This window comes from Borborobacter arsenicus, assembly GCF_003934165.1.
Taxonomy (GTDB): Bacteria; Pseudomonadota; Alphaproteobacteria; order Rhizobiales; family Rhizobiaceae; genus Pseudaminobacter; species Pseudaminobacter arsenicus.
The window spans coordinates 187,602-206,854 of the sequence record NZ_RKST01000007.1 but is presented as its reverse complement, the minus strand read 5'-3'; the positions used below and the strand labels follow the sequence as shown (position 1 = coordinate 206,854).

Below are 19,253 nucleotides of genomic sequence, written 5' to 3'. Positions count from 1 at the left end.
TCTGCCGGTTCGCGACAAGTAGAACCGTGCCGGGGCGCTGCCGGGCACGCCGCCCGCCCATAAACATCATGTGCATGCGGACTGATCGAACATCGATACCCCGAGGCGGACGCCGGAGTAGTGCACGAGGATCGGCGCGCGGCCTGAACCAGAGCTTGCGCCTGAATGAATTGTGTGTCATTTACCAACACTCATGTTGTAGAATGGAATTTCTCGGGAAGACCGAGTCTGAAGGAGGCCCCTTGGCGTTCCGTTGGGAGGAGAGATTTCCAAAGCGTCGCGAACTGTTGTTCGGCGGCAGGGTCGTGCCTTGCTATCGTGATCGGCCAGGTTCGATCTATGCGATGGCAAAGGCGGCCATGGAACGGGCTCGAGACGCCGAGGCTGTGGTCGATGGCGAACGCCGTTTGTCCTATGGCGACCTTGATGTTCTGGTCGAGCGCGTGGCCTCCGGCCTGTCGGCGCGAGGGATCGCGAAAGGCGACCGGGTCGCCCTGCTCCTTGTCAACCGCCTGGAGTTCGTCGTCGCCTTCCTGGCGATTAGCCGCGTCGGCGCCATTTCGGTTCCGATAGGAACGCGTGAGTCCGGATCGAATATCGCTTTCATTCTCGGCAACTGCCGGGCCAGCGCGGTGATCTTCGAGGCAGATCTGATCGGGCGCGTTCCCGCGCCTGGTGAGGCGCCGGACCTCAAGCTTCGTGTTTGCGTCGGCGGGCCGGCTGCGGGCGCGGAGGAATTCGATGCTGTCGCGGCAAGCGAGCAACGGTCGGCCCCTGCCGTGGTTTCCGAGGAAGACGGGGCGGTCATCCTTTACACATCCGGCACGACCGGGCAGCCCAAGGGAGCTGTGCTTTCGCATGTGAATATCATACATTCCTCGATGCATTTCCAGGAATGCTGGAATTACGAAAGTGGAGAACGCTCCGTTCTTGCGGTGCCCGCATCGCATGTGACGGGCCTCGTGGCGATCATTACCAGCATGATTCAGGTGGCTGGATGCACCATAATGATGCGCAGCTTCGACGTGGCGGCCTATCTGGAACTGGCCAGCCGGGAGCGCATGACCACGACTGTTCTCGTTCCAGCCATGTACAACCTCATCCTGCTTCGTGGTGACTTCAGCGGGTTGGATCTGTCATCGTGGCGCATCGGCGGCTTCGGTGGCGCGCCGATGCCGGAGTCCAGCATCGAGGCAATGGCCGAGCGCCTTCCAGATCTGCATCTGCTGAATGCCTACGGTTCGACCGAGTGCGCGACGATCATCAGCGTCGTTCCCGTGGGCCATACGCGCCAGTGTCTAGATTCCGTCGGCGCCGCGGTGCCCTGTGGCGACCTGCGCATCATGGATGACGACGGCCGGGAGCTGCCGACAGGCCAGGCCGGGGAGGTGTGGGTTCGCGGCCCCATGACGATCCGCGGCTACTGGGAGCGGGAAGATGCGACCCGCGCGTCCCTCGTCGACGGCTACTGGCGTTCCGGGGACATCGGCTCCGTCGATGCCGACGGAATGCTCCGGCTGTTCGACCGCAAGATCGACGTCATCAACCGCGGCGGCTACAAGATCTACAGCATCGAGGTCGAAAACGTTCTGTCGCGCCACCCCGGAGTGGTCGAGGTTGCAGCCGTTTCACATCCTGACGCCGTCCTCGGCGAGAAGCTGCATGTCTTCGTCGTGCGCAAGGACGCCGGCATGGATGAAGACGCTATCCGCGACTACTGCCGCGCGCATCTGGCGGACTACAAGGTCCCCGATTTCGTGACCTTCCTCACGGAAGGGCTGCCCCGCAATCCGAATGGCAAGGTACTGAAGCGCAGTCTGCGCGACTGCATTGGCCTCTAGCAGGCCGCCGCAATCAAAGGGAGCCCTTCGTGGAATTGGACAACCAATCGCGCTTCTCGCTCGCGGGCCGGACGGCACTGGTGACGGGAGCATCGAGCGGCATCGGTCGTCATATCGCGCTCACCCTGGTGTCGGCAGGTGCCGCTGTCGTTCTCGCTGCCCGTCGCCTCGGCCAGCTCGACGAGACGCGCAAGACGATCGAAGAGATGGGTGGACGGGCGCTTTGCGTCGAGTTGGACGTCACCGATCGTGATAGTGTCGAACGTGGCTTCGAGATTGCGGTGGCGGAATTCGGAGCGATAGATGTGCTCGTCAACAATGCAGGAATAGCGGATACGGCTTCGTTCCTCGAAATGACGGAGGAGGCCTGGAGCCGCGTCGTCGAAACCAATCTTACCGGGGTCTGGCGGGTTGGGCAAGTGGCAGCGCGCATCATGGCGCGCCAAGGCAAAGGCTCGATCATCAACATCGCTTCCGCACTCGCAATAGGCGTGCAGAAGAACCAGGCAAACTATGCGTCGGCCAAGGCCGGAGTGCTGCAACTGACTCGCGTGATGGCAATGGAACTTGGTCGTTCGGGTGTAAGGGTCAATGCGATCGCTCCGGGCTATTTCCAGACCGAGATCAATTCCGATTTCTTTTCGAGTTCGCAGGGCCAAGCCTATGTCGAGAAGCTGTTCCCCCGCCGGCTGGGAACGCTCGATGAACTCGATGGACCGATCCTGCTTCTCGCCTCCGATGCCGGCAATTTCATCACCGGATCGGTTCTGGCCGTGGAAGGCGGAGCTTTGCTGAAAAGCTTTTGAGACCGTATTGAGGAGACCCGCTGTGGATTTCACCCTGTCTGAAAGGACGCGTTCCATCGCCGATCGCCTGACGGCGTTCATGGAAGAACACGTCTATCCCGCCGAAGCCTCCTATCATGCCCATGTCATGACGGCAGCGGACCGGTGGACGATCCCGCCGGTCATGGAAGAGCTGAAGGCAAAGGCCAGGGAACAAGGACTCTGGAACCTGTGGCTACCGCAATCCGACTATGGCAAAGGCCTGACCAATCTCGAATACGCGCCCTTGAGCGAGATCATGGGGCGTTCGATGATCGGTGCGGAAGTCTTCAACTGCAGCGCCCCCGATACGGGGAATATGGAAGTCTTCGTGCGCTACGGGACCAGCGCGCAGAAGAAGCGCTGGCTCGAACCGCTGCTCGAGGGCCGCATCAGATCAGCCTTCTGCATGACGGAGCCTGAGGTGGCCTCGTCGGACGCGACCAATGTGCGCTGTTCCATCGTAGCGGACGGGGACAGCTACGTCATCAACGGGCGCAAATGGTGGGCGAGCGGCGCACTCGATCCGCGTTGCGAGATCATGATCGTAATGGGAAAGTCCGACCCGGATGCCGAACGCCACAAGCAGCAATCGATGATCCTGGTGCCGACCGCGACGGCCGGCGTCACGATGGTCCGTCCGATGCAGGTGTTCGGGCATGACGACGCGCCGCATGGCCATGCGGAGATCGTCCTGGAGAATGTGCGGGTACCCCGTGAGAACATGCTGCTGGGCGAAGGACGTGGATTCGAGATTGCGCAGGGTCGTCTCGGACCAGGGCGCATCCACCATTGCATGCGGCTGATCGGTTGCGCGCAGCGCGCCCTCGAACTAATGTGCCAGCGCGCCCATCAGCGGGTCGCATTCGGCAGGCCGCTGGCAGAACAGGGCACGGTGCGCGAGGACATCGCCCGCAGCGCCTGCGAGATAGAGCAGGCCCGCCTGCTGACGCTTGCGGCGGCCGACAGGATGGACCGCGAGGGCAACAAGGCGGCGCGCGATGCGGTAGCCATGATAAAGATTGTCGCGCCGTCCATGGCGCAGACGGTGATCGACCGGGCGATCCAGCTCTTCGGCGCCATGGGCGTCAGCCAGGACACGTTCCTGGCGGAGGCCTGGAAATATGCACGCACGATCCGTATCGCCGACGGTCCGGATGCCGTCCACCTGATGACCCTTGGTCGTCATCTTCTGCGGCAACACGGAATGGCGCGGCAGGCATGAGCGGGCCGCTACTCGATCTCGATCGGCTTGTCCCCTATCTGGAGGCGCATCTGCCAGGATTTCGCGGCCCGGCGGTGGCCAGGAAGTTTGCCGGTGGCCAATCGAACCCAACCTTCCTGATCGAGGCCGTATCCGGCAGATATGTGCTGCGCCGTAAGCCACTTGGCGTTCTGCTGCGTTCCGCGCATGCGGTGGAGCGGGAATTCCGCGTGATGAAGGCGCTCGGGCCGACAGCCGTGCCGGTCCCGAATGTAGGCATCCTGTGCGAGGACAGCTCCATCATCGGAACTGCATTCTTCACGATGGATTTCCTCGAGGGAAGGGTCTTCTGGGACCCCGCTCTTGCAGATATGCCACGGGAAAAGCGGGCGGACTACTATGGGGAAATTGCGCGTGTTCTGGGTGAATTGACGCGCGTCGATCCGACCGCGGTCGGCTTGGGCGACTATGGCCGGCCCGGCAACTATGTCCAGCGCCAGATCGAGCGCTGGATCGACCAGTATCGCGCCTCCGAAACCGAGACCCTCCCCGATATGGAGGAATTGATCGTGCGCCTGTCTGGCTGGCAGCCAGCAGACGACAGCATTGCGCTGGTGCATGGCGATTTCCGCATTGACAACCTGGTATTCCACCCTTCCCAGCCAAAGATCATCGGCATACTGGACTGGGAACTTTCGACCTTGGGAACGCCGCTGGTCGATATCGCCTATTTCTGCACCATGCTGCGCCTTCCCCGTGACGGCTATGTGAAGGGCCTGGGTGAACTGGATCGGGAAAGCCAGGGCATTCCCTCCGAAGACGCGTTCCTGCAATCGTTCCTGCAATCCAGCCGGCTGGATTTTCCGCGGGAATGGAACCTTCTGCTGGCGTTTCATGCGTTTCGTTTCGCCGCGATCACGCAAGGGGTCAAGAAGCGCCACCTGGATGGAAACGCTTCGAGTGCCGACGCCGGGGCCGCCGCTGCAATGACGGAAGTCGCCGCCGCGCTCGGTCGCCGATTGGCCGACACAAACAACGTGCCTTACCCCTCAACTTCATCGAGGCAAACCCGATCATGACCTCGTCCAGCAAGGATATCTTCATCGCAAGTGCCACCCGCACGGCTATCGGCGTGTTCGGGGGGGCTCTCAAAAACCATCCGCCGACAGAGTTGGCGGCTCTCTGCACGGCCGAGGCCGTGAGGCGCTCCGGCGTCGATCCAGCGGCCATCGGGCATGTGGTTTTCGGCCAGGTCATCAATACTGAACCACGGGACATGTATCTGGCGCGCGTCGCAGCCCTGAAGGCGGGGCTGCCGATCAAGACGCCGGCGATGAATGTGAACCGGCTCTGCGGCTCGGGCATTCAGGCGATCGTCAGCGCCGCACAAGCAATCGCGGGCGGAGAGTGCGACGTGGCCGTGGCGGGCGGTTGCGAAGTGATGAGCCGCGCGCCGTATTTCCTATCGTCCGCCCGGTGGGGCCAGAAGATGGGGGACACCGCGGCCGTAGATGCGCTGACCGGCGCTCTGAATGACCCTTTCGGCCATGGACATATGGGCGTGACTGCCGAAAACGTGGCCCGCAGCAGGCAAATTTCACGCGAGGAACAAGATGCCCTGGCGGTCGAAAGCCACCGGCGCGCAGCGAGGGCTATCGAGGAGAAACGGTTCGCCAGTCAGATCATGCCTGTCACGGTCAAGGACGGGAAAACGGAACGTTCCTTTGATGTGGACGAGAATGTTCGTCCCGGAACGAGCATCGACAAAATCGCCTCGCTTCGACCGGTTTTCGAGAAGGATGGGACCGTTACCGCGGGCAACGCTTCGTCGATCAATGACGGCGCTGCGGCGCTCGTGCTTGCCAGCAGCAAAGCCATCGACCGTTACAGGCTCTCGCCAATGGCAAGGATCATCGGATGGGCTCACGCCGGAGTGGATCCCGAGGAAATGGGCATGGGACCGGTACCGGCCGTACGCAGACTGCTGGCGCGAACTGGACTGACGATTGACGATTTCGACCTTGTCGAATCCAACGAGGCTTTTGCCGCCCAGGCTTGCGCGGTCGCGCGCGAGCTTGGCCTGCCGGCTGACAGGACCAATATTAACGGAGGCGCTATCGCCCTCGGCCATCCGGTCGGCGCCAGCGGTGCCATTATCACCGTCAAGGCCGTCTACGAACTGGAACGCATTTCTGCCCGCCGCGCGCTCGTCACCATGTGCATCGGTGGCGGACAAGGCATTGCCCTTGCCCTGGAAAGGGCCTGACGCTTCATGCAGCATATGAATATTGGTTGGAGAACCTCTTGACTGCCTATTGCGCCCCCACCGACGACATCATGTTTGCAATGAATGAGATCGGCGGCCTGGGCCAATCGATCGCGGATGGGCTTTGCGGCGACATCACGAAGGACCTGGTTGCTGCCATCGTCGAAGAGGCTGGGCGTTTTGCAAGCGAGCGCATCGCGCCGCACAATCGAAAGGGCGATGAGGTTGGCGCGCGATTGGAGGGCGATCGGGTGATCTCGCCTCCAGGCTGGAAGTCCATCTATCAGACATGGATGAAGGCCGGCTGGAATTCGCTTTCCTGTGATCCCGAATGGGGTGGGCAGGGATTGCCGCTGCTCCTCCAGGTCGCATGCACCGAAATCTGGAACTCGGCATCGATGGCTTTTGCGCTCGGTCCGATGCTGACCGCTGGAGCCATCGAGGCGATTGCGGCGCATGGGTCTCCAGCCCTCAAGCAGCAATATCTTGAAAAGCTCGTGTCGGGAGAGTGGATGGGCACCATGAACCTGACGGAGCCAAATGCGGGCTCCGATCTTTCGACAACAAGAAGCAGCGCGAAACAGGCCGGGGACGGCAGCTACAGGATCAAGGGCCAGAAGATATTCATCACCTATGGGGAGCACGATCTGACGGACAACATTGTCCATCTCGTGCTGGCAAGGATAGCGGGTGCTCCTGCGGGCACGCGGGGAATTTCGCTCTTCCTCGTCCCTAAAATTCTGCCCGACGGCACTCGAAACGATGTGCGTTGCGGCGGCATCGAACACAAGCTCGGCATACATGCGTCCCCGACCTGCACGATGATCTTCGGCGACGGTGAAGGCGCAGTGGGCTGGCTCGTCGGCGAGGAAAACCGTGGCCTCAATTGCATGTTCACGATGATGAACAATGCGCGTCTCGGTATGGGCCTACAGGGCGTTGCCATTGCCGAGCGCGCGTTCCAGCAGGCGCTCGCCTACGCACGGGAAAGACGCCAGGGCTACTCAAATGGCAGTGTGGACGCTGTTCCGATCATCCAGCACCAGGATGTTAAACGGATGCTGCTTGCCATGAAATCGAAAATTCATGCCAGCCGTGCCATCTGCTATTTCACTGCGGCATCACTGGATCGGGCTCGTGTCGAGACAAATGGGGAGACAAGAAGCCGTGCCGCCGAGACAGCTTCGCTTCTCATTCCCGTGGCCAAGGCCTATGGAAGCGATGTCGGCTGTGAAGTCGCGTCTCTCGGGGTGCAGGTTCACGGGGGCATGGGCTTCATTGAAGAAACCGGAGCGGCGCAACATATGCGCGATGCCCGGATCGCTCCCATCTACGAAGGGACGAACGGCATCCAGGCCATCGACCTTGTGACGCGCAAACTCCCGGTTTCCGGCGCCGCCGCGGTTCGTTGCCTCATCGAAGACATGTCCAGCATCGCAGAAGAGCTTGTCACAAGCGGCCATTCAGATCTCGTTGCGACAGGCATCGGCTTGAGAGAAGCGAATGCCAATTTCACATCCGCAACAGACTTCGTCTTGAACGCCGTTGCTCGCAATGCTCGTCAAGATGCTCTTGCGGGGGCCACGCCCTATCTTGCCTTGTTTGGTCATACGCTAGGACTTGCACTGTTGTCGCGCATGGCGCTTGCGGCCCATCGGCAGATTCTGTCTGGGACGGATAACCCGACAAAAAACGGGCGCATTGTGCTGGCCCGCTTTTTTGCAGATCAGGTAGCATGCCAGGCCCCCGGCCTGGCACAGGCAGTTTTGCGCCCTTCGACGATTACGGATCACGCCGAAACCGCGCTGTATTGTTGAAGATGCGCTCCAAGACCCAGACGAAGCAAGGCAGGATCGCCGCAGCCCAGGCTTTTCCCTGAACCGCAGAAACGACCCATCCTGTGTTTACGCAATTCCGGACGCAAAACCGCTACGCACTTTTGCTGGAATTGCTCCAGACGATCGGCGACGAACGTGTCAGCCCGAAGCCCAGCGAGCCGGGGTTCATCAGGCCGGCAGGATCGAGTGCGCGCTTGATCGCTTGCGCGAAGGCCCAGGTTTCGGGGTCAAGCAATTCAGCATATGGATAGTCGCGCGCGATCTGCCAGTTCACCCCGCCGAGGCCGGCATAGAGCTGTTGGGCGCCGCGACGCAATTCGGCTACCGCCTTTCGGGATTCCGGATTCGCCGGACGACCCATCCAGGGACGAACCATGTCTTCGCCGACACTTCTGGCATGGAGCGGCGTGATCTCGTCGTGCCAGTAGAAGGCCGGTTCAAGGAAGAACTCGTTCCCGACGGTCATGCTCATGACGGAGTACTGGATGCCATGTTCGCCCATGAACCACTTACGCTCCGCAAAAAACGCCTCATTTGCCTCGGTTACCTTCCGTGCTGCGCTCAAGGGAAACAGGGCATGGATCGGCACCCAGCGCTCGCCATTGCTACCAAGCATGCCCCACACCGGCGAAAAGGGTTTGGAGCGCATGGCTTCAGGCAAGGTGTTCTCGATCTCGACGCCATTCCTGCTGCCAATCTCGCGCAGCACGTCCATCTTGCGGCACAGCTCCTCCTGCGTATCGGCCTCCGTCACGATGTGGAGCATGTAATTGTGGGCCGTCAGGACGGGCATGCCGCCGGCGGTGCCTGTGGCCGCCTCTCCCGCGCTTGCCGCCACTGGCAATCCGTCGCAGATGCGAAGCATGTCGTGGCCGGCCTTGTTGCGGTCGATGCCGAAGCCTTCCGAAACAAGGCGGGTGCGCGCCATGTCGGTCTGGGCTAGGACCATGTCGAGCATGCTGTTGAACCCAAAAGACAGGCAACCGGTCGCGGGAGGCCTTGGCCCGAGCCGCAAGGTCGCAGCCACCTTGATACCGAATGCACCATTGTCGCCAAGGAACATGCCAGTGAAATCGGGGCCACCATGGCGCGAGAACGGCCTGGCACCCTTCCGCCCGCCCGAACCCGTGGTGATCTTGTCGCCACTGGCCAGGACGACAGTCACGCCAAGAACCGTCTCGGCTACCGTTCCATTGAGGGCCGAGCCGAAAAAGGCGCTGTTTTGCGACAGGGCGCCGCCGACCGTGGCGTTTGCGCCCGAAAGTGGCCCCCAGCAGCCTGCCCGTAGCCCGGTCGGCTCAAGCGCGGCATTCAACCTGTCCCAGGTGCAACCCGCGCCAACAGTGGCATAGAGGTCGTCGGCATTCAGCTCGATGATATCGTCAAGCCCGCAAGCGTCGATCACGACGGAATCGGCACGGTCGGGCAGATAGCCCTTGGTGCAGGACATGCCGCCACCGCGCGGCACGATGGACAGGCCCTCTGTAACGGCCATCTTCACCGCTTCAACCACTTCGGCTACCGACTTCGGCACAATGACCGCCAGCGGCGGAATGCCCGGCTGCCAGAAAATATCGTTGGCGTAATAGTCCCGCGTCGATTGATCCGCCAGCACGCGGTCATCACCAAGCGCCTGGCGCAGCATCTCGACTGCCAGGAAATCATCTGCACGGACATACTCCGTCATCCACATCTTATACCTCCCCTATACGGCTGGAAATTCTTCCCGCGTTCTTGGCATCAAGACCGTCTCATCCTACGAATAGCCTGGACCGAACCACTCCTTCCACAAAGTGTCAAACCACAATTTCTGTGTTATGCTACGACATATTTGAGAGACTTGAGCATTGCGAACGTCACCCCGTGAATTTCAACCGCAGCAGGATAGAGACATTGACCACCACTGACGTCATTGCCGAAGAAAAAGGAAATACACACAATGTCAGGGCGGTGACACGCGCCCTCACCGTCCTGAAATCCTTCGTCGGAAAGGACGGGCAGACATTGGCGGAAGTGACCGTGGCCACAGGCCTCGACAAGGGTACGACCCGCCGCCTTCTGTTGACGCTGATGGACAATGGCTTCGTGACGCACGACGCCCGCGCCCAGCAATATCGCCTTGGCCTGGCGATACGGGAACTGGCCGCGAGCGTCACCGGCGAGTTCGACCTCAAGGCACTTGCCCTGCCGGTATTGAACGATATCGCATCCGAATTCCACATGACTGCCTTCCTGTCCGTCTACGACAAGGGCGACGCTGTCTGCCTGGCCAGAGTGCATGACATGCGGGGGATCGAGGTGCATTGGTGGGCGATCGGCGGGACATTGCCGTTCAATTGCGGCGGTGCGCCCAAGCTGTTGCTGGCCTATCGGCCGGAAAGCGAGATCGCAAAGGCCATGAAGCGCCCGATGGTCGCGCTCACTCCCAAGAGCATAACGGATCCGGCAAAGCTGGAGGCCGATCTGGCCAGAATTCGCAAACGCGGCTGGGAACTTGCGGTCGACGACGTTGCGCTTGGCCTCACGGCGCTGGCCGTGCCGGTGAGAGACAGCCAAGGCAATGTCGTCTGTTCGGTCAGCGTGGCAGGGCTGACACCCCAACTGGCCTCGCGCGGGCGACCGGCATACCTGGATCGGCTTCTGAGCGCGGCCGCCGAACTGGAGCGGCGCCTCAAGGCGTCCACAATGACGCAGCTTGATGTTACTGGATGAACCTCGGTGGCCGAGATGCTGACGCGGGCGTCAAAACGACCGGCGCTCAGGTCAGATAGGCTTTGAGAACCTCCGGGTTCTGGCGCAGTTCCTCGGGCTTGCCGCGCACGACGACATGGCCGCGCCGCATGACATAACCGAAATCGCAGACCGAAAGCGCCAGCGTGGCGTTCTGTTCGACGAGCAGGATAGACTGGCCCTGCTTGTGTAGCGCGACAATGGCATCAAAGACCAGATCCACGATCGCCGGGGCCAACCCCATCGACGGCTCGTCCAGCAGCAACACTTCGGGGCGGGTCATCAATGCGCGCCCGATGGCCAGCATCTGCTGCTCACCGCCACTCAGAAGCCCAGCATGTTGGCGGCGGCGTTCCTTCAGGCGGGGGAACAGCTCGAACACGCGCGCCAGCGTGTCGCCATCCCTGTTGCGGCCGGAGAAACGCGACAGTTCCAGGTTTTCTTCCACCGTGAGCGGTGCAACCACCATGCGCCCCTCGGGCACCAGCGCAAGGCCGGTGCGCACCACGCTATGCACCGGCATGGGCGAAATCTCCCGGCTTTCCAGCGTGATGCTTCCAGTTACCGGCCGGTGCAGGCCCGCAATGCAACGCAACGTCGTAGACTTGCCTGCCCCGTTCGAGCCCAGAAGCACGCAAAGCGACCCCTTGCGTACCGACAGGTCCATGTCGCGCACCGCGCTGATTGCCCCATAGCCGGCCGACAACCCCCTGATTTCAAGCATGCTTTTTCCGTCCAAAATAGGCGGCCTGCACTTCGGGGTCGGCCAGGCATGTGGCAGCGTCGCCGGTGATCAGCAGGCGTCCGAAATTGATGACCGTGCAGCTTTGGCAGAACTCCGTCACCATACTCATATTGTGCTCGACCATCAGAACAGTCAGCCCGGCGTCGCACAACTCATGGACAAGCTTGCCGATCTCGCGCGCCTCGGATTGGTTCATGCCTGCCGCCGGCTCATCCAGCAGCAACAGCTGGGGGTCGGACCCGAGCGCGCGGGCGATCTCGATTCGGCGCTGCTCGCCATAAGACAGCGTCTCGGCCAGCTCATCGGCACGGTCGGCCATGGAGACACGCTCCAAGAGGTGCATCGCCTTTTCGCGCACGCGCCGCCAGTTGGCGCGAGCTATCGGCATCCCCAGAAACGACTGGAACAGGCTGCTGTCGCGGTTGAGGTAGCACCCGGTCATAACCTGTTCCAGCGCGGACATGCCACTGAACAAGCGCACGTTCTGATAGGTGCGGCTTATCCCCAGCGCCGCGATTTCATGCGGTTGCTTGCCATCCGTGCGCTTGCCGGCGAAATGGATCGTACCCTCGGTGGGAAAGAACATGCCGGTAATCAGGTTGATTACCGTAGTCTTGCCCGCGCCGTTGGGGCCGATCAGCCCGTGCACGCTCCCTTTCGGGATGGCCATGGTCAGATTGTCCACCGCAACGACGCCGCCGAAACGCATCATCACATTGCGCAATTCATGCAAGGGGGCACCCTGGTCCTGATGTGCCGAGACGGTCATGCTTTTGCTTCTTTCGAAGTTTTGCCCGGCAGGATGGTGTCGTGCGACGGTTCAAGCGGGGCATGATGGTCGCGCAGGGTCTGACGTTCCCGCGCCGCCTTGCGCAGTTTGCGCGCCCGCGGGTCGACCAGGCCACGCGGCAGGTAGATCATGATGACCAGCAGCACGACGCCCTTGGCCACGTCCTGGATGCTCGGCACGATCGACTGCATCAGGGTCGGAAGGGCAGTAAAGATAAAGGCACCGACGATCGGGCCGAACCAATGGAAGGACCCGCCCAGAACCGTCGAGGCGATCATGGTAAAGGCCGCCCCCAGGAAATAGGTATCCGCCGAGATGAACTGGAGCGTCACGGCCATGCCGGCGCCGCCGATGCCGCCCACGGCGCCGCTGATGGCAAAGGCGATGAACTGGATGCGCCAGGTCGAGATGCCCATCGTTGCCGCGACCGAAGGGTCTTCGCGCACCGCGCGCGTCGCCAGCCCGTACCAGGAATGATGAAGCCGGTAGAATACCAGCGCCACCAGCGCCAGCCAGATCGCCATCTCCATGACGCCGACGCGGACGGGCACCAGCATGCCGTTGACGCCTCCCGTCAGTGCCGGCGCATTCAGGACCACGACCCGCGTTATCAGCACCAGCGCCAGGCTGGCCAATGCCATCCAATGGGTTTCGAGCCGCAGGAACAGCGGCGCCAACAGGACCGACGCCGCCAGCCCGGCCAATCCGGCGCCCATGATCGCGACCGAAATCGGAAGCCCCGCGCCGGCAATCATCTGCGCCGCCATAAACCCTCCGATCGCCGCAAAGACGATGGTGGTAAAGCTGAGAATGCCCGCCGAGAGTACGGCATACATGCTGAGCGCGATGAATGAATTGACCATGGCGAAAACCACGGTCGACGAATAGGCCGCCCAGAAATCCAGAAGCATTTCCATCCGTCAGGCCCTGATGAAGCTGCCGCTTCCGAACAGTCCGCGCGGGCGCAGGAAGAGGAAGCCGAGAAGCAGAACGTAGGTGACGCCATCGCGATAGGTCGAGGACAGATATTGCGAGACAAACACCTCGGTGACACCGAGAAGGACGCCGGCGATGATCGTTCCACGCACATCGTTGAACCCGCCCACGACAACGGCCGCGAACCCCTTGAGCAGCAACCCCTCGCCCAGCTGATAGCTGATATTGGCTGTGGCGGCGCCGCCCAGAACCCCCGCCAGCCCCGATGTGGCCCCGGCCAGAAACGCGGTGATGAGGATAACGACACGGGCGTTGACCCCGCCAAGAGACGCGGCTTCTTCGTTCCAGCCGACGGCTCGCATGGCCGCACCGATCCGTGTGCGCTGGACCAGCAGGTGCATGCCGATGCCAACGATCAGCATCGCGGCAATAATGATGACCTGCATCTGGGGCACTCGGATCGGCCCGAAGTCAATCAACCCGTCGGGATAGTGGCCGGGGCGGAACGCCCAGCTTTGATGGCCGGTCGCGGTGCCGGCCAGACTGTCCAGAACGATTAGGAAGGCAATGCTGGTGATCAATGCCCCGAGCATGCCTCCCTTTCTTCCCCGAAGCGGCTGAAAGCCGACCTGATCGACGATGATCGCGATCAGCCCGCCCCCGACCGTGCCGATCACAACGGCCATGGGAAACGGCACCTGAAGCCATTCGACGGCATAATACCCCAGGATGGCCGCCCAGCTCGCATAGGCACCATGCGCGGTATTCAGGATTCCGAGGGTCGCAAAGACCAATCCGAACCCGATGCCGAAAAGTGCATAAAGCGAACCGAGCGAGACGCCGTTGATCAGTTGCTCGAGGAAGAGCTGCATGATCTTACTTTTCCCAGCGCTTGACTTCGCCTTCTTTCGTCCAGTTGACGATCAGCGTTCCAGGCGTGCGCGCCTGACCGTTTTCCATCTGCTGGCCGCCATAGACGTTGTGCTCGATTTCGGTGATGTTCCAGATGGCTTCGGCCAGCGCCTTGCGGGTCGGCTTGCCATCCAGGGACTTCATGCCCTGCGCGATCAGGTGGATCGCGGTATAGCCTTGCGCGGCATAGACGTCGGGCAGCTTGCCATAATCTGCCTTGTAGGCATCGATGAATGCCTGGGCGGTGCTGGAATCCGAGACGCCCGGCTGGAACGACACGGCGAAAGGAATATTGGCCACGGTGGCGCCGGACTTTTCGAACACGGCAGGCGGAGAGATGATGTCGGAGGTCACGATCTGCCCGTCATAGCCGCGCTGACGCAGGGCGGTGATGACGCCGATGCCGGCCGTCTGGTTTGCCCAGACAAAGATCATCTCGGGCTTGGTCACCATTGCCTGTGTCGCCGGCCCCGAGAAATCGGTGTCGGCGCCAAGAACGAAGACCTCGGCTGAGGTCTCGACGCCCACCGCCTCCATCACCTTTTGCACCTTGGTTGCGCGGGCGCTCTGGATGTCGCTGTCGCTTTGCTTGATATAAGCGACCTTCTTGGGCGCGAATTCCGCGGCCATGCGCTCGGCCAGCAGAACCTCCTGCGGACCGGGCAGCGCCACGACCGAGGTAATGTAGGGTTCTTGAGGCAGACCCTCGCGCGTCGCCCCATAGATGACGACGGGCAGGCCGGACTGTATGGCGAACTGACTGACACCTGCGGCGTTCGGGCTGAGAACGCAGCAGATGATGGCAAGGATGTTGCGGTCGGCGGCAAACTGCGTAGTCGCCTGGACGGACCGCGCGGCATCGCTGGCGCTGTCCTTGACGCTGAGGGTAAAGGTCACGCCCTCGCCCGCCAGGCCCTTCTCGTTGATTTCCTTGATCGCCAGATCGGCGCCGTCATGATACGAGATCCCGGCCGAAGCAATCGGTCCGGTGTCGTCGCTGATGATGCCCAGCTGGTATTCGCCCGCATCGGGCGCGGCGATGGCAGCATTGGCAAACCCAAGGCTCGTCGCAATGCCGATCGCCAATGCCTGCCTGAATAGTTTCGATGATTGCATCGGTTCCTCCTCAAAAACCCATGTCGACCAGCCCCGAAAACCATGACGGACGCTGTCGGCCTCCAACACCGCGACGCAAGATCAATCCTCTCCCTTGCGCGCGAATGGCCAGCAAGGGACGAAAATCGCAGGGCGCACAATACATGTCAACAAGTAATTGCTGTTTCATCAGATAACATATGTGGAGGCACACTCCCATCCTGCATCTGAGGTACAAGCCGGCCATCGAAACAATGCAGATCGGCGCATCGTCACGGTCCATCACCGGCAAGACCAGAACCGCAGCGCTGCCGTGCGGTTTGCGACAAAGCCCGATCTCGTTGGCTGGCAGCCTCTGTCAGGCCACCTTCCAGCTCTTGGACGGAACATCCGGAAGATATTTGAGCTGGTTTGCCTCGATCTCCTTGAAGCCGATGAACTCCACGAACGGATCGTGAGCGGCGACGGGACGCGGCAGGTCGCGCGAGGTCTTGGTTCGCGCCAGCTGGGCCAGGTTTTCCTCCATCGCCTTGGCCGCGGTCATCAGCGGAACAAGCGCGAAGGTCGCCATGCCGGCCACGCTTTCGATCTCTTCGGGCTTCAGGTCCTTCTCCAACCAGCCAAGGATCTGCAAGGACAGCGGCACACCGCAAGCCTCACGCAGCGCGCGCAGGCCCTCGATCGAGCGGAAACATTTGCTGATCGGCTGGATGATATCGGCGCCGGCAGCCACATAGGCCTTGGCCCGATGGATCGCTTCTTCTTCGGTTGCGGCGTCGGTGCGCGCAATGATCACCAGATCGGGATTGGTGCGCGCGGCCACGGCGGCCGAGATCTTGCCGACCGCCTCCTCGACCGGGATGGTCTCCACGCCACCGACGCAGATCGGGCAACGCTTGGGAGAGACCTGATCTTCCATGATAACGGCCGAGCAGCCAGCGGCTTCGAATTCGCGGATGGTGCGCATGGCATTGATGGCGTTGCCATAGCCTGTGTCGATATCGGCGATCAGCGGAATCTTCACCACATTGGCCACGTTGCGCACGACAGCCAGGTTCTCCGACATTGTGTAAAGCTCGGCGTCCGGCATGCCGAGGAACGATGCCGACACGCCGAAACCGCTCGTCATCACGGCATCGAAGCCCGCCTTCTGGATATAGAGCGCCGAAAGCGCGTCATAGGCGCCAGCCGCCCATACGGTCTTCTGGTTGAGCACGCGTTGCTTGTAGTCATTGCTTGGCGACTTGGGCATGATTTGACCTTTCAGGAGACGGGCATGGGGCGCTTGAGATAGCCGATCAGGCCACCGGCATCGAGCATCTCGCGGTCGGCGAATGACAGGGGTTCGATGGGCAAGGACGTGCCCCGCGTCAGGTTGCGCACCTCGTTCTTTTCCCAGTCGACTTCGACCTCGTCCCAGCGCTTGACCAGATCCAGAATCCCTGGGCAGCTCACCTGTGGAAAGCCCATGGAGATTTCGCCGCGCCAGTATCCGGGCGAGAAGGATTCGGCGATCACGCCCGCAATTCCCAGATGCTGCATGGCGCGCATCGGCGGATAATGCGGGTGGCCGTAACCGAAATTGTGGTTTCCGACGATGATGTCGCCAGGCTTCACCTTGTCATGGAATTCCGGGTCGTAGGACTTCATCGCCGCGGCGGCGAGTTCTTCGATGTCGGTGATCTTGATATTCTTGACGCCGACGATCTGGTCGACGTCGAAATTGATCTCATCGAAGACGAAGGCGACGCGACCGTGCAGATTCTGAAGGCTCATGGCAGCACCCTCACAGATATTTGCGGGGATCGGCCAACGCGCCCTCGATTGCCGAGGCCGCGACCGTCGCCGCGTTGCAGAGATAGATCTCCGAATCCGGGCTTCCCATGCGACCGCGCACGTTGAGCGTGCCGGTCGAGACCGCGCGCTGCTTCGCCGTCATTGTCGCGATGCGGCCGAAGCAATAGTCGCAACTGGGCGAGGACACGAATGCGCCCGCTTCCACGAGCGTGGAAATCAGTCCCTCGCGACCTGCCGCCGCCATGATCTCCTGGCTGGTAGGCACGATGTTCAGCTGGAAGCCGGGCTTCACCTGCCTGCCTTCGAGGATTTTGGCGGCAATGCGAAGGTCGTCAAGGCGCCCCGACGCGCAGGAGCCCAGATAGCCCGCATGGATCTCCAGCCCGAGAAACTCGGACAGATTGTGCGAATTGGCCGGTGTCGGCGGAATGACCACCAGCGGTTCGAGATTGTCGAGATCGATCTCGTAGACTGCCGAATAGCTGGCGTCGGGATCGCTGCAGACCGGCTCGAGCTGCTTCCTGGCCCGCGCCAGCGCATAGTCCAGCCGCTCCTTGTCGGGATTGACGATGGCCGTAACCGCGCCGGTGAACATGGCAAGGCCGGTGATGGTCTGCAGGCCTTCGGTCGATATCTGCGACAGGGCGGGGCCGCCGATTTCCAGAACCTGAAAGCGGCAGGAGGCCGGGCCCATGGTGCGCACCAGATGGTGGAACACGTCGCGCGCCATCACGCCCTTCTGAAGCGTGCCGGTCAAATTGACACGAACCGTCTGCGGCACCTTGATGGAGATACGCTCGCGCACGAACGCTTCCAGCAGGTTGCGGCGGATACCCATAGCAAGCGTTCCGAATGTGCCCAACTGGCTGATATGGCCGTCGAAATGCACCACGAAGGCGCCCGGCACCGCATATCCGACCTCGGCAGCCACCTGATGGCCGATGCCCCGGCGCTCATAGAGCGCCACATTGTTCTCGGCGCACCAGGTGCGCGTGCCGATATGCAGCTCCTCTTCCTTGGGCGCGGTCGCCGGCACCATATGATCGATGAAGATGGCAAAACGATCCGGTTCGGCAACACGCTCGATGCCGAAATCCTCTTTCATTTGCCTGAAATAGACGTCGGTGTAGCCCGGGAAATCATAGGCGATGACATAATCTGGCTTGGCCATCACCTCGTCGCCGGCTCGAACGCTGTCCTTGCCCGAAACACGAGCCAGGATTTTTTCCGCAATCGTGAACCCCATCAAAATATCCTCATCTGGCTAAGAACTTCGGGGCCTTCCCCGTCGTCTAATGCGCAAACTCATCGCGGCCGAATATGCAGCGGGCGTCGGGAAAAGTGGCGCCAGGCGACCCGCTATTCCGCGGGCGTTCCAGCCGACATAGTCGATGTGACGACGATACAGAAAACGACATCGTTATCTTCAGCCATGAATGAAAAATCTAGCACCGTAGATCGCGGGGCCGATGCCCAAAAAGACATTTGCCGGCTCAAAGCCTTCCTCAATGCGCGCAATCGTCACGCCTGCGAATTGAAATCTTGTCACCTTCCCGACGCCGGATGACGCCCCGACATGCATCATCCGGATGACATTATCACATGCACCTCTTGTCTGCCAACCTATAAAATGCATGTTGTAGAATGACACGATTGGAAGGCGCGCGACGAGAAACGGCTTTTGAAGTTGTAGCGTGAACTGCAAACGGCGAAGCTGCTCATTGTGAATGAAATGCTCGCGGGGCAGGAGCTCGACATCGACGCTCTCGATGCGCTGATCGAGTCGGCCGAACTGGTGATCGCGCACAATATCGGTTTCGATCGGCCGTTGGCTTCGAGGACAACAAGCTCGGCTATCTCATCGACAAGTCCGGTCTCTTCCATGAGGGCCATCGCGCGACAGACGATTGTCATGCGCTGCTTGAAGTTCTAGCACGACCGGTGGGCGGGGGGGATGATCGTGCCCTTTGCCGAGTTGCTCCGGTCAGGTGCGCGCAGCAGGGTGCGGATCTTCGCCGATAATTCGCCTCTCGACATGAAGGATCATCTGAAGGCGAGGGAATACAGGAGGTCGGACGGCAACGACGATCGACCCAAGGCCTGGTAGACCGAATTGACGAAGAGCTCCACGATATGAGATCCGCTATCTGCGCGCGGGCATCTATGCTGGGAGGATGCCGAACCACTCACGGCACGCCTGACTGCCCAAGATCGGTTCCCGGCGTGATGCTGAAAGAGACTCCCTTATAAGTTCGAGGGCTCTATTATATATTTC

The 19,253-nt window shown here is 61.2% G+C and carries 17 protein-coding genes; 7 read left to right on the top strand and 10 right to left on the bottom strand.

The window, feature by feature from the left end; genetic code table 11:
* Positions 1–242: 242 nt before the first annotated feature.
* The 6 genes from EET67_RS13245 to EET67_RS13220 all read left to right on the top strand — a co-directional run bounded on the left by EET67_RS13245 (position 243) and on the right by EET67_RS13220 (position 7,952).
* Positions 243–1,841, top strand: a complete 1,599-nt coding sequence (locus EET67_RS13245) for a class I adenylate-forming enzyme family protein (RefSeq protein ID WP_245450902.1) — start codon at positions 243–245, stop codon at positions 1,839–1,841.
* 29 nt (positions 1,842–1,870) lie between these two features.
* Positions 1,871–2,647 carry an SDR family NAD(P)-dependent oxidoreductase gene (locus tag EET67_RS13240; RefSeq protein ID WP_245450900.1) on the top strand — a complete coding sequence of 259 codons (777 nt, stop codon included), beginning with the start codon at positions 1,871–1,873 and terminating at the stop codon, positions 2,645–2,647.
* Positions 2,648–2,669: 22 nt separating this feature from the next.
* The gene (locus EET67_RS13235) at positions 2,670–3,890 is read left to right on the top strand and encodes an acyl-CoA dehydrogenase family protein (protein WP_128626644.1); all 1,221 of its coding nucleotides are present in this window, start codon (positions 2,670–2,672) and stop codon (positions 3,888–3,890) included.
* The gene (locus tag EET67_RS13230) at positions 3,887–4,948 is read left to right on the top strand and encodes a phosphotransferase (RefSeq protein WP_128626643.1); all 1,062 of its coding nucleotides are present in this window, start codon (positions 3,887–3,889) and stop codon (positions 4,946–4,948) included. Before EET67_RS13235 ends, EET67_RS13230 begins: the two co-directional genes overlap by 4 nt.
* A complete protein-coding gene (gene bktB / locus EET67_RS13225) occupies positions 4,945–6,135 on the top strand; it encodes a beta-ketothiolase BktB (protein WP_128626642.1) in 1,191 nt (396 codons plus the stop codon). Before EET67_RS13230 ends, bktB begins: the two co-directional genes overlap by 4 nt.
* Positions 6,136–6,206: 71 nt before the next feature.
* Positions 6,207–7,952, top strand: a complete 1,746-nt coding sequence (locus EET67_RS13220; RefSeq protein ID WP_128626701.1) for an acyl-CoA dehydrogenase family protein — start codon at positions 6,207–6,209, stop codon at positions 7,950–7,952.
* A gap of 112 nt (positions 7,953–8,064) precedes the next feature.
* Here EET67_RS13220 and EET67_RS13215 read toward each other — a convergent pair whose 3' ends face one another.
* Positions 8,065–9,666, bottom strand: a complete 1,602-nt coding sequence (locus EET67_RS13215; RefSeq protein WP_210211124.1) for an FAD-binding oxidoreductase — start codon at positions 9,664–9,666, stop codon at positions 8,065–8,067.
* A gap of 200 nt (positions 9,667–9,866) precedes the next feature.
* On the opposite strand from EET67_RS13215, the gene EET67_RS13210 reads away from it, so the two are divergent.
* On the top strand, positions 9,867–10,685 hold the full coding sequence (locus EET67_RS13210; protein ID WP_128626641.1) for an IclR family transcriptional regulator: 819 nt from the start codon (positions 9,867–9,869) through the stop codon (positions 10,683–10,685).
* 46 nt (positions 10,686–10,731) lie between these two features.
* On the opposite strand, the gene EET67_RS13205 is transcribed toward EET67_RS13210, so the two are convergent.
* From EET67_RS13205 to EET67_RS13165, 9 genes are all read right to left on the bottom strand, one after another.
* A complete protein-coding gene (locus tag EET67_RS13205) occupies positions 10,732–11,427 on the bottom strand; it encodes an ABC transporter ATP-binding protein (RefSeq protein WP_128626640.1) in 696 nt (231 codons plus the stop codon).
* Entirely contained in the window at positions 11,420–12,160 is a 741-nt protein-coding gene (locus tag EET67_RS13200; protein WP_128626639.1) for an ABC transporter ATP-binding protein, read from the bottom strand. The genes EET67_RS13205 and EET67_RS13200 overlap by 8 nt, the downstream gene beginning before the upstream one ends.
* 53 nt (positions 12,161–12,213) lie before the next feature.
* Positions 12,214–13,155 (bottom strand): branched-chain amino acid ABC transporter permease, encoded by a 942-nt coding sequence (locus tag EET67_RS13195; protein ID WP_128626638.1) that lies wholly within the window; start codon positions 13,153–13,155, stop codon positions 12,214–12,216.
* A 3-nt stretch (positions 13,156–13,158) separates the two neighbouring features.
* The gene (locus tag EET67_RS13190) at positions 13,159–14,046 is read right to left on the bottom strand and encodes a branched-chain amino acid ABC transporter permease (protein ID WP_128626637.1); all 888 of its coding nucleotides are present in this window, start codon (positions 14,044–14,046) and stop codon (positions 13,159–13,161) included.
* 4 nt (positions 14,047–14,050) lie between these two features.
* On the bottom strand, positions 14,051–15,202 hold the full coding sequence (locus tag EET67_RS13185; protein WP_128626636.1) for an ABC transporter substrate-binding protein: 1,152 nt from the start codon (positions 15,200–15,202) through the stop codon (positions 14,051–14,053).
* 337 nt (positions 15,203–15,539) lie between these two features.
* Positions 15,540–16,433 carry an isocitrate lyase/PEP mutase family protein gene (locus tag EET67_RS13180; protein ID WP_128626635.1) on the bottom strand — a complete coding sequence of 298 codons (894 nt, stop codon included), beginning with the start codon at positions 16,431–16,433 and terminating at the stop codon, positions 15,540–15,542.
* 11 nt (positions 16,434–16,444) lie between these two features.
* Positions 16,445–16,957 (bottom strand): LeuD/DmdB family oxidoreductase small subunit, encoded by a 513-nt coding sequence (locus EET67_RS13175; RefSeq protein ID WP_128626634.1) that lies wholly within the window; start codon positions 16,955–16,957, stop codon positions 16,445–16,447.
* 10 nt (positions 16,958–16,967) lie between these two features.
* Positions 16,968–18,224: a 3-isopropylmalate dehydratase large subunit gene (locus EET67_RS13170; RefSeq protein ID WP_128626633.1), complete on the bottom strand. Its 1,257-nt coding sequence runs from the start codon at positions 18,222–18,224 to the stop codon at positions 16,968–16,970.
* 180 nt (positions 18,225–18,404) lie between these two features.
* Entirely contained in the window at positions 18,405–18,785 is a 381-nt protein-coding gene (locus EET67_RS13165; RefSeq protein WP_128626632.1) for a hypothetical protein, read from the bottom strand.
* Positions 18,786–19,253 lie beyond the last annotated feature (468 nt).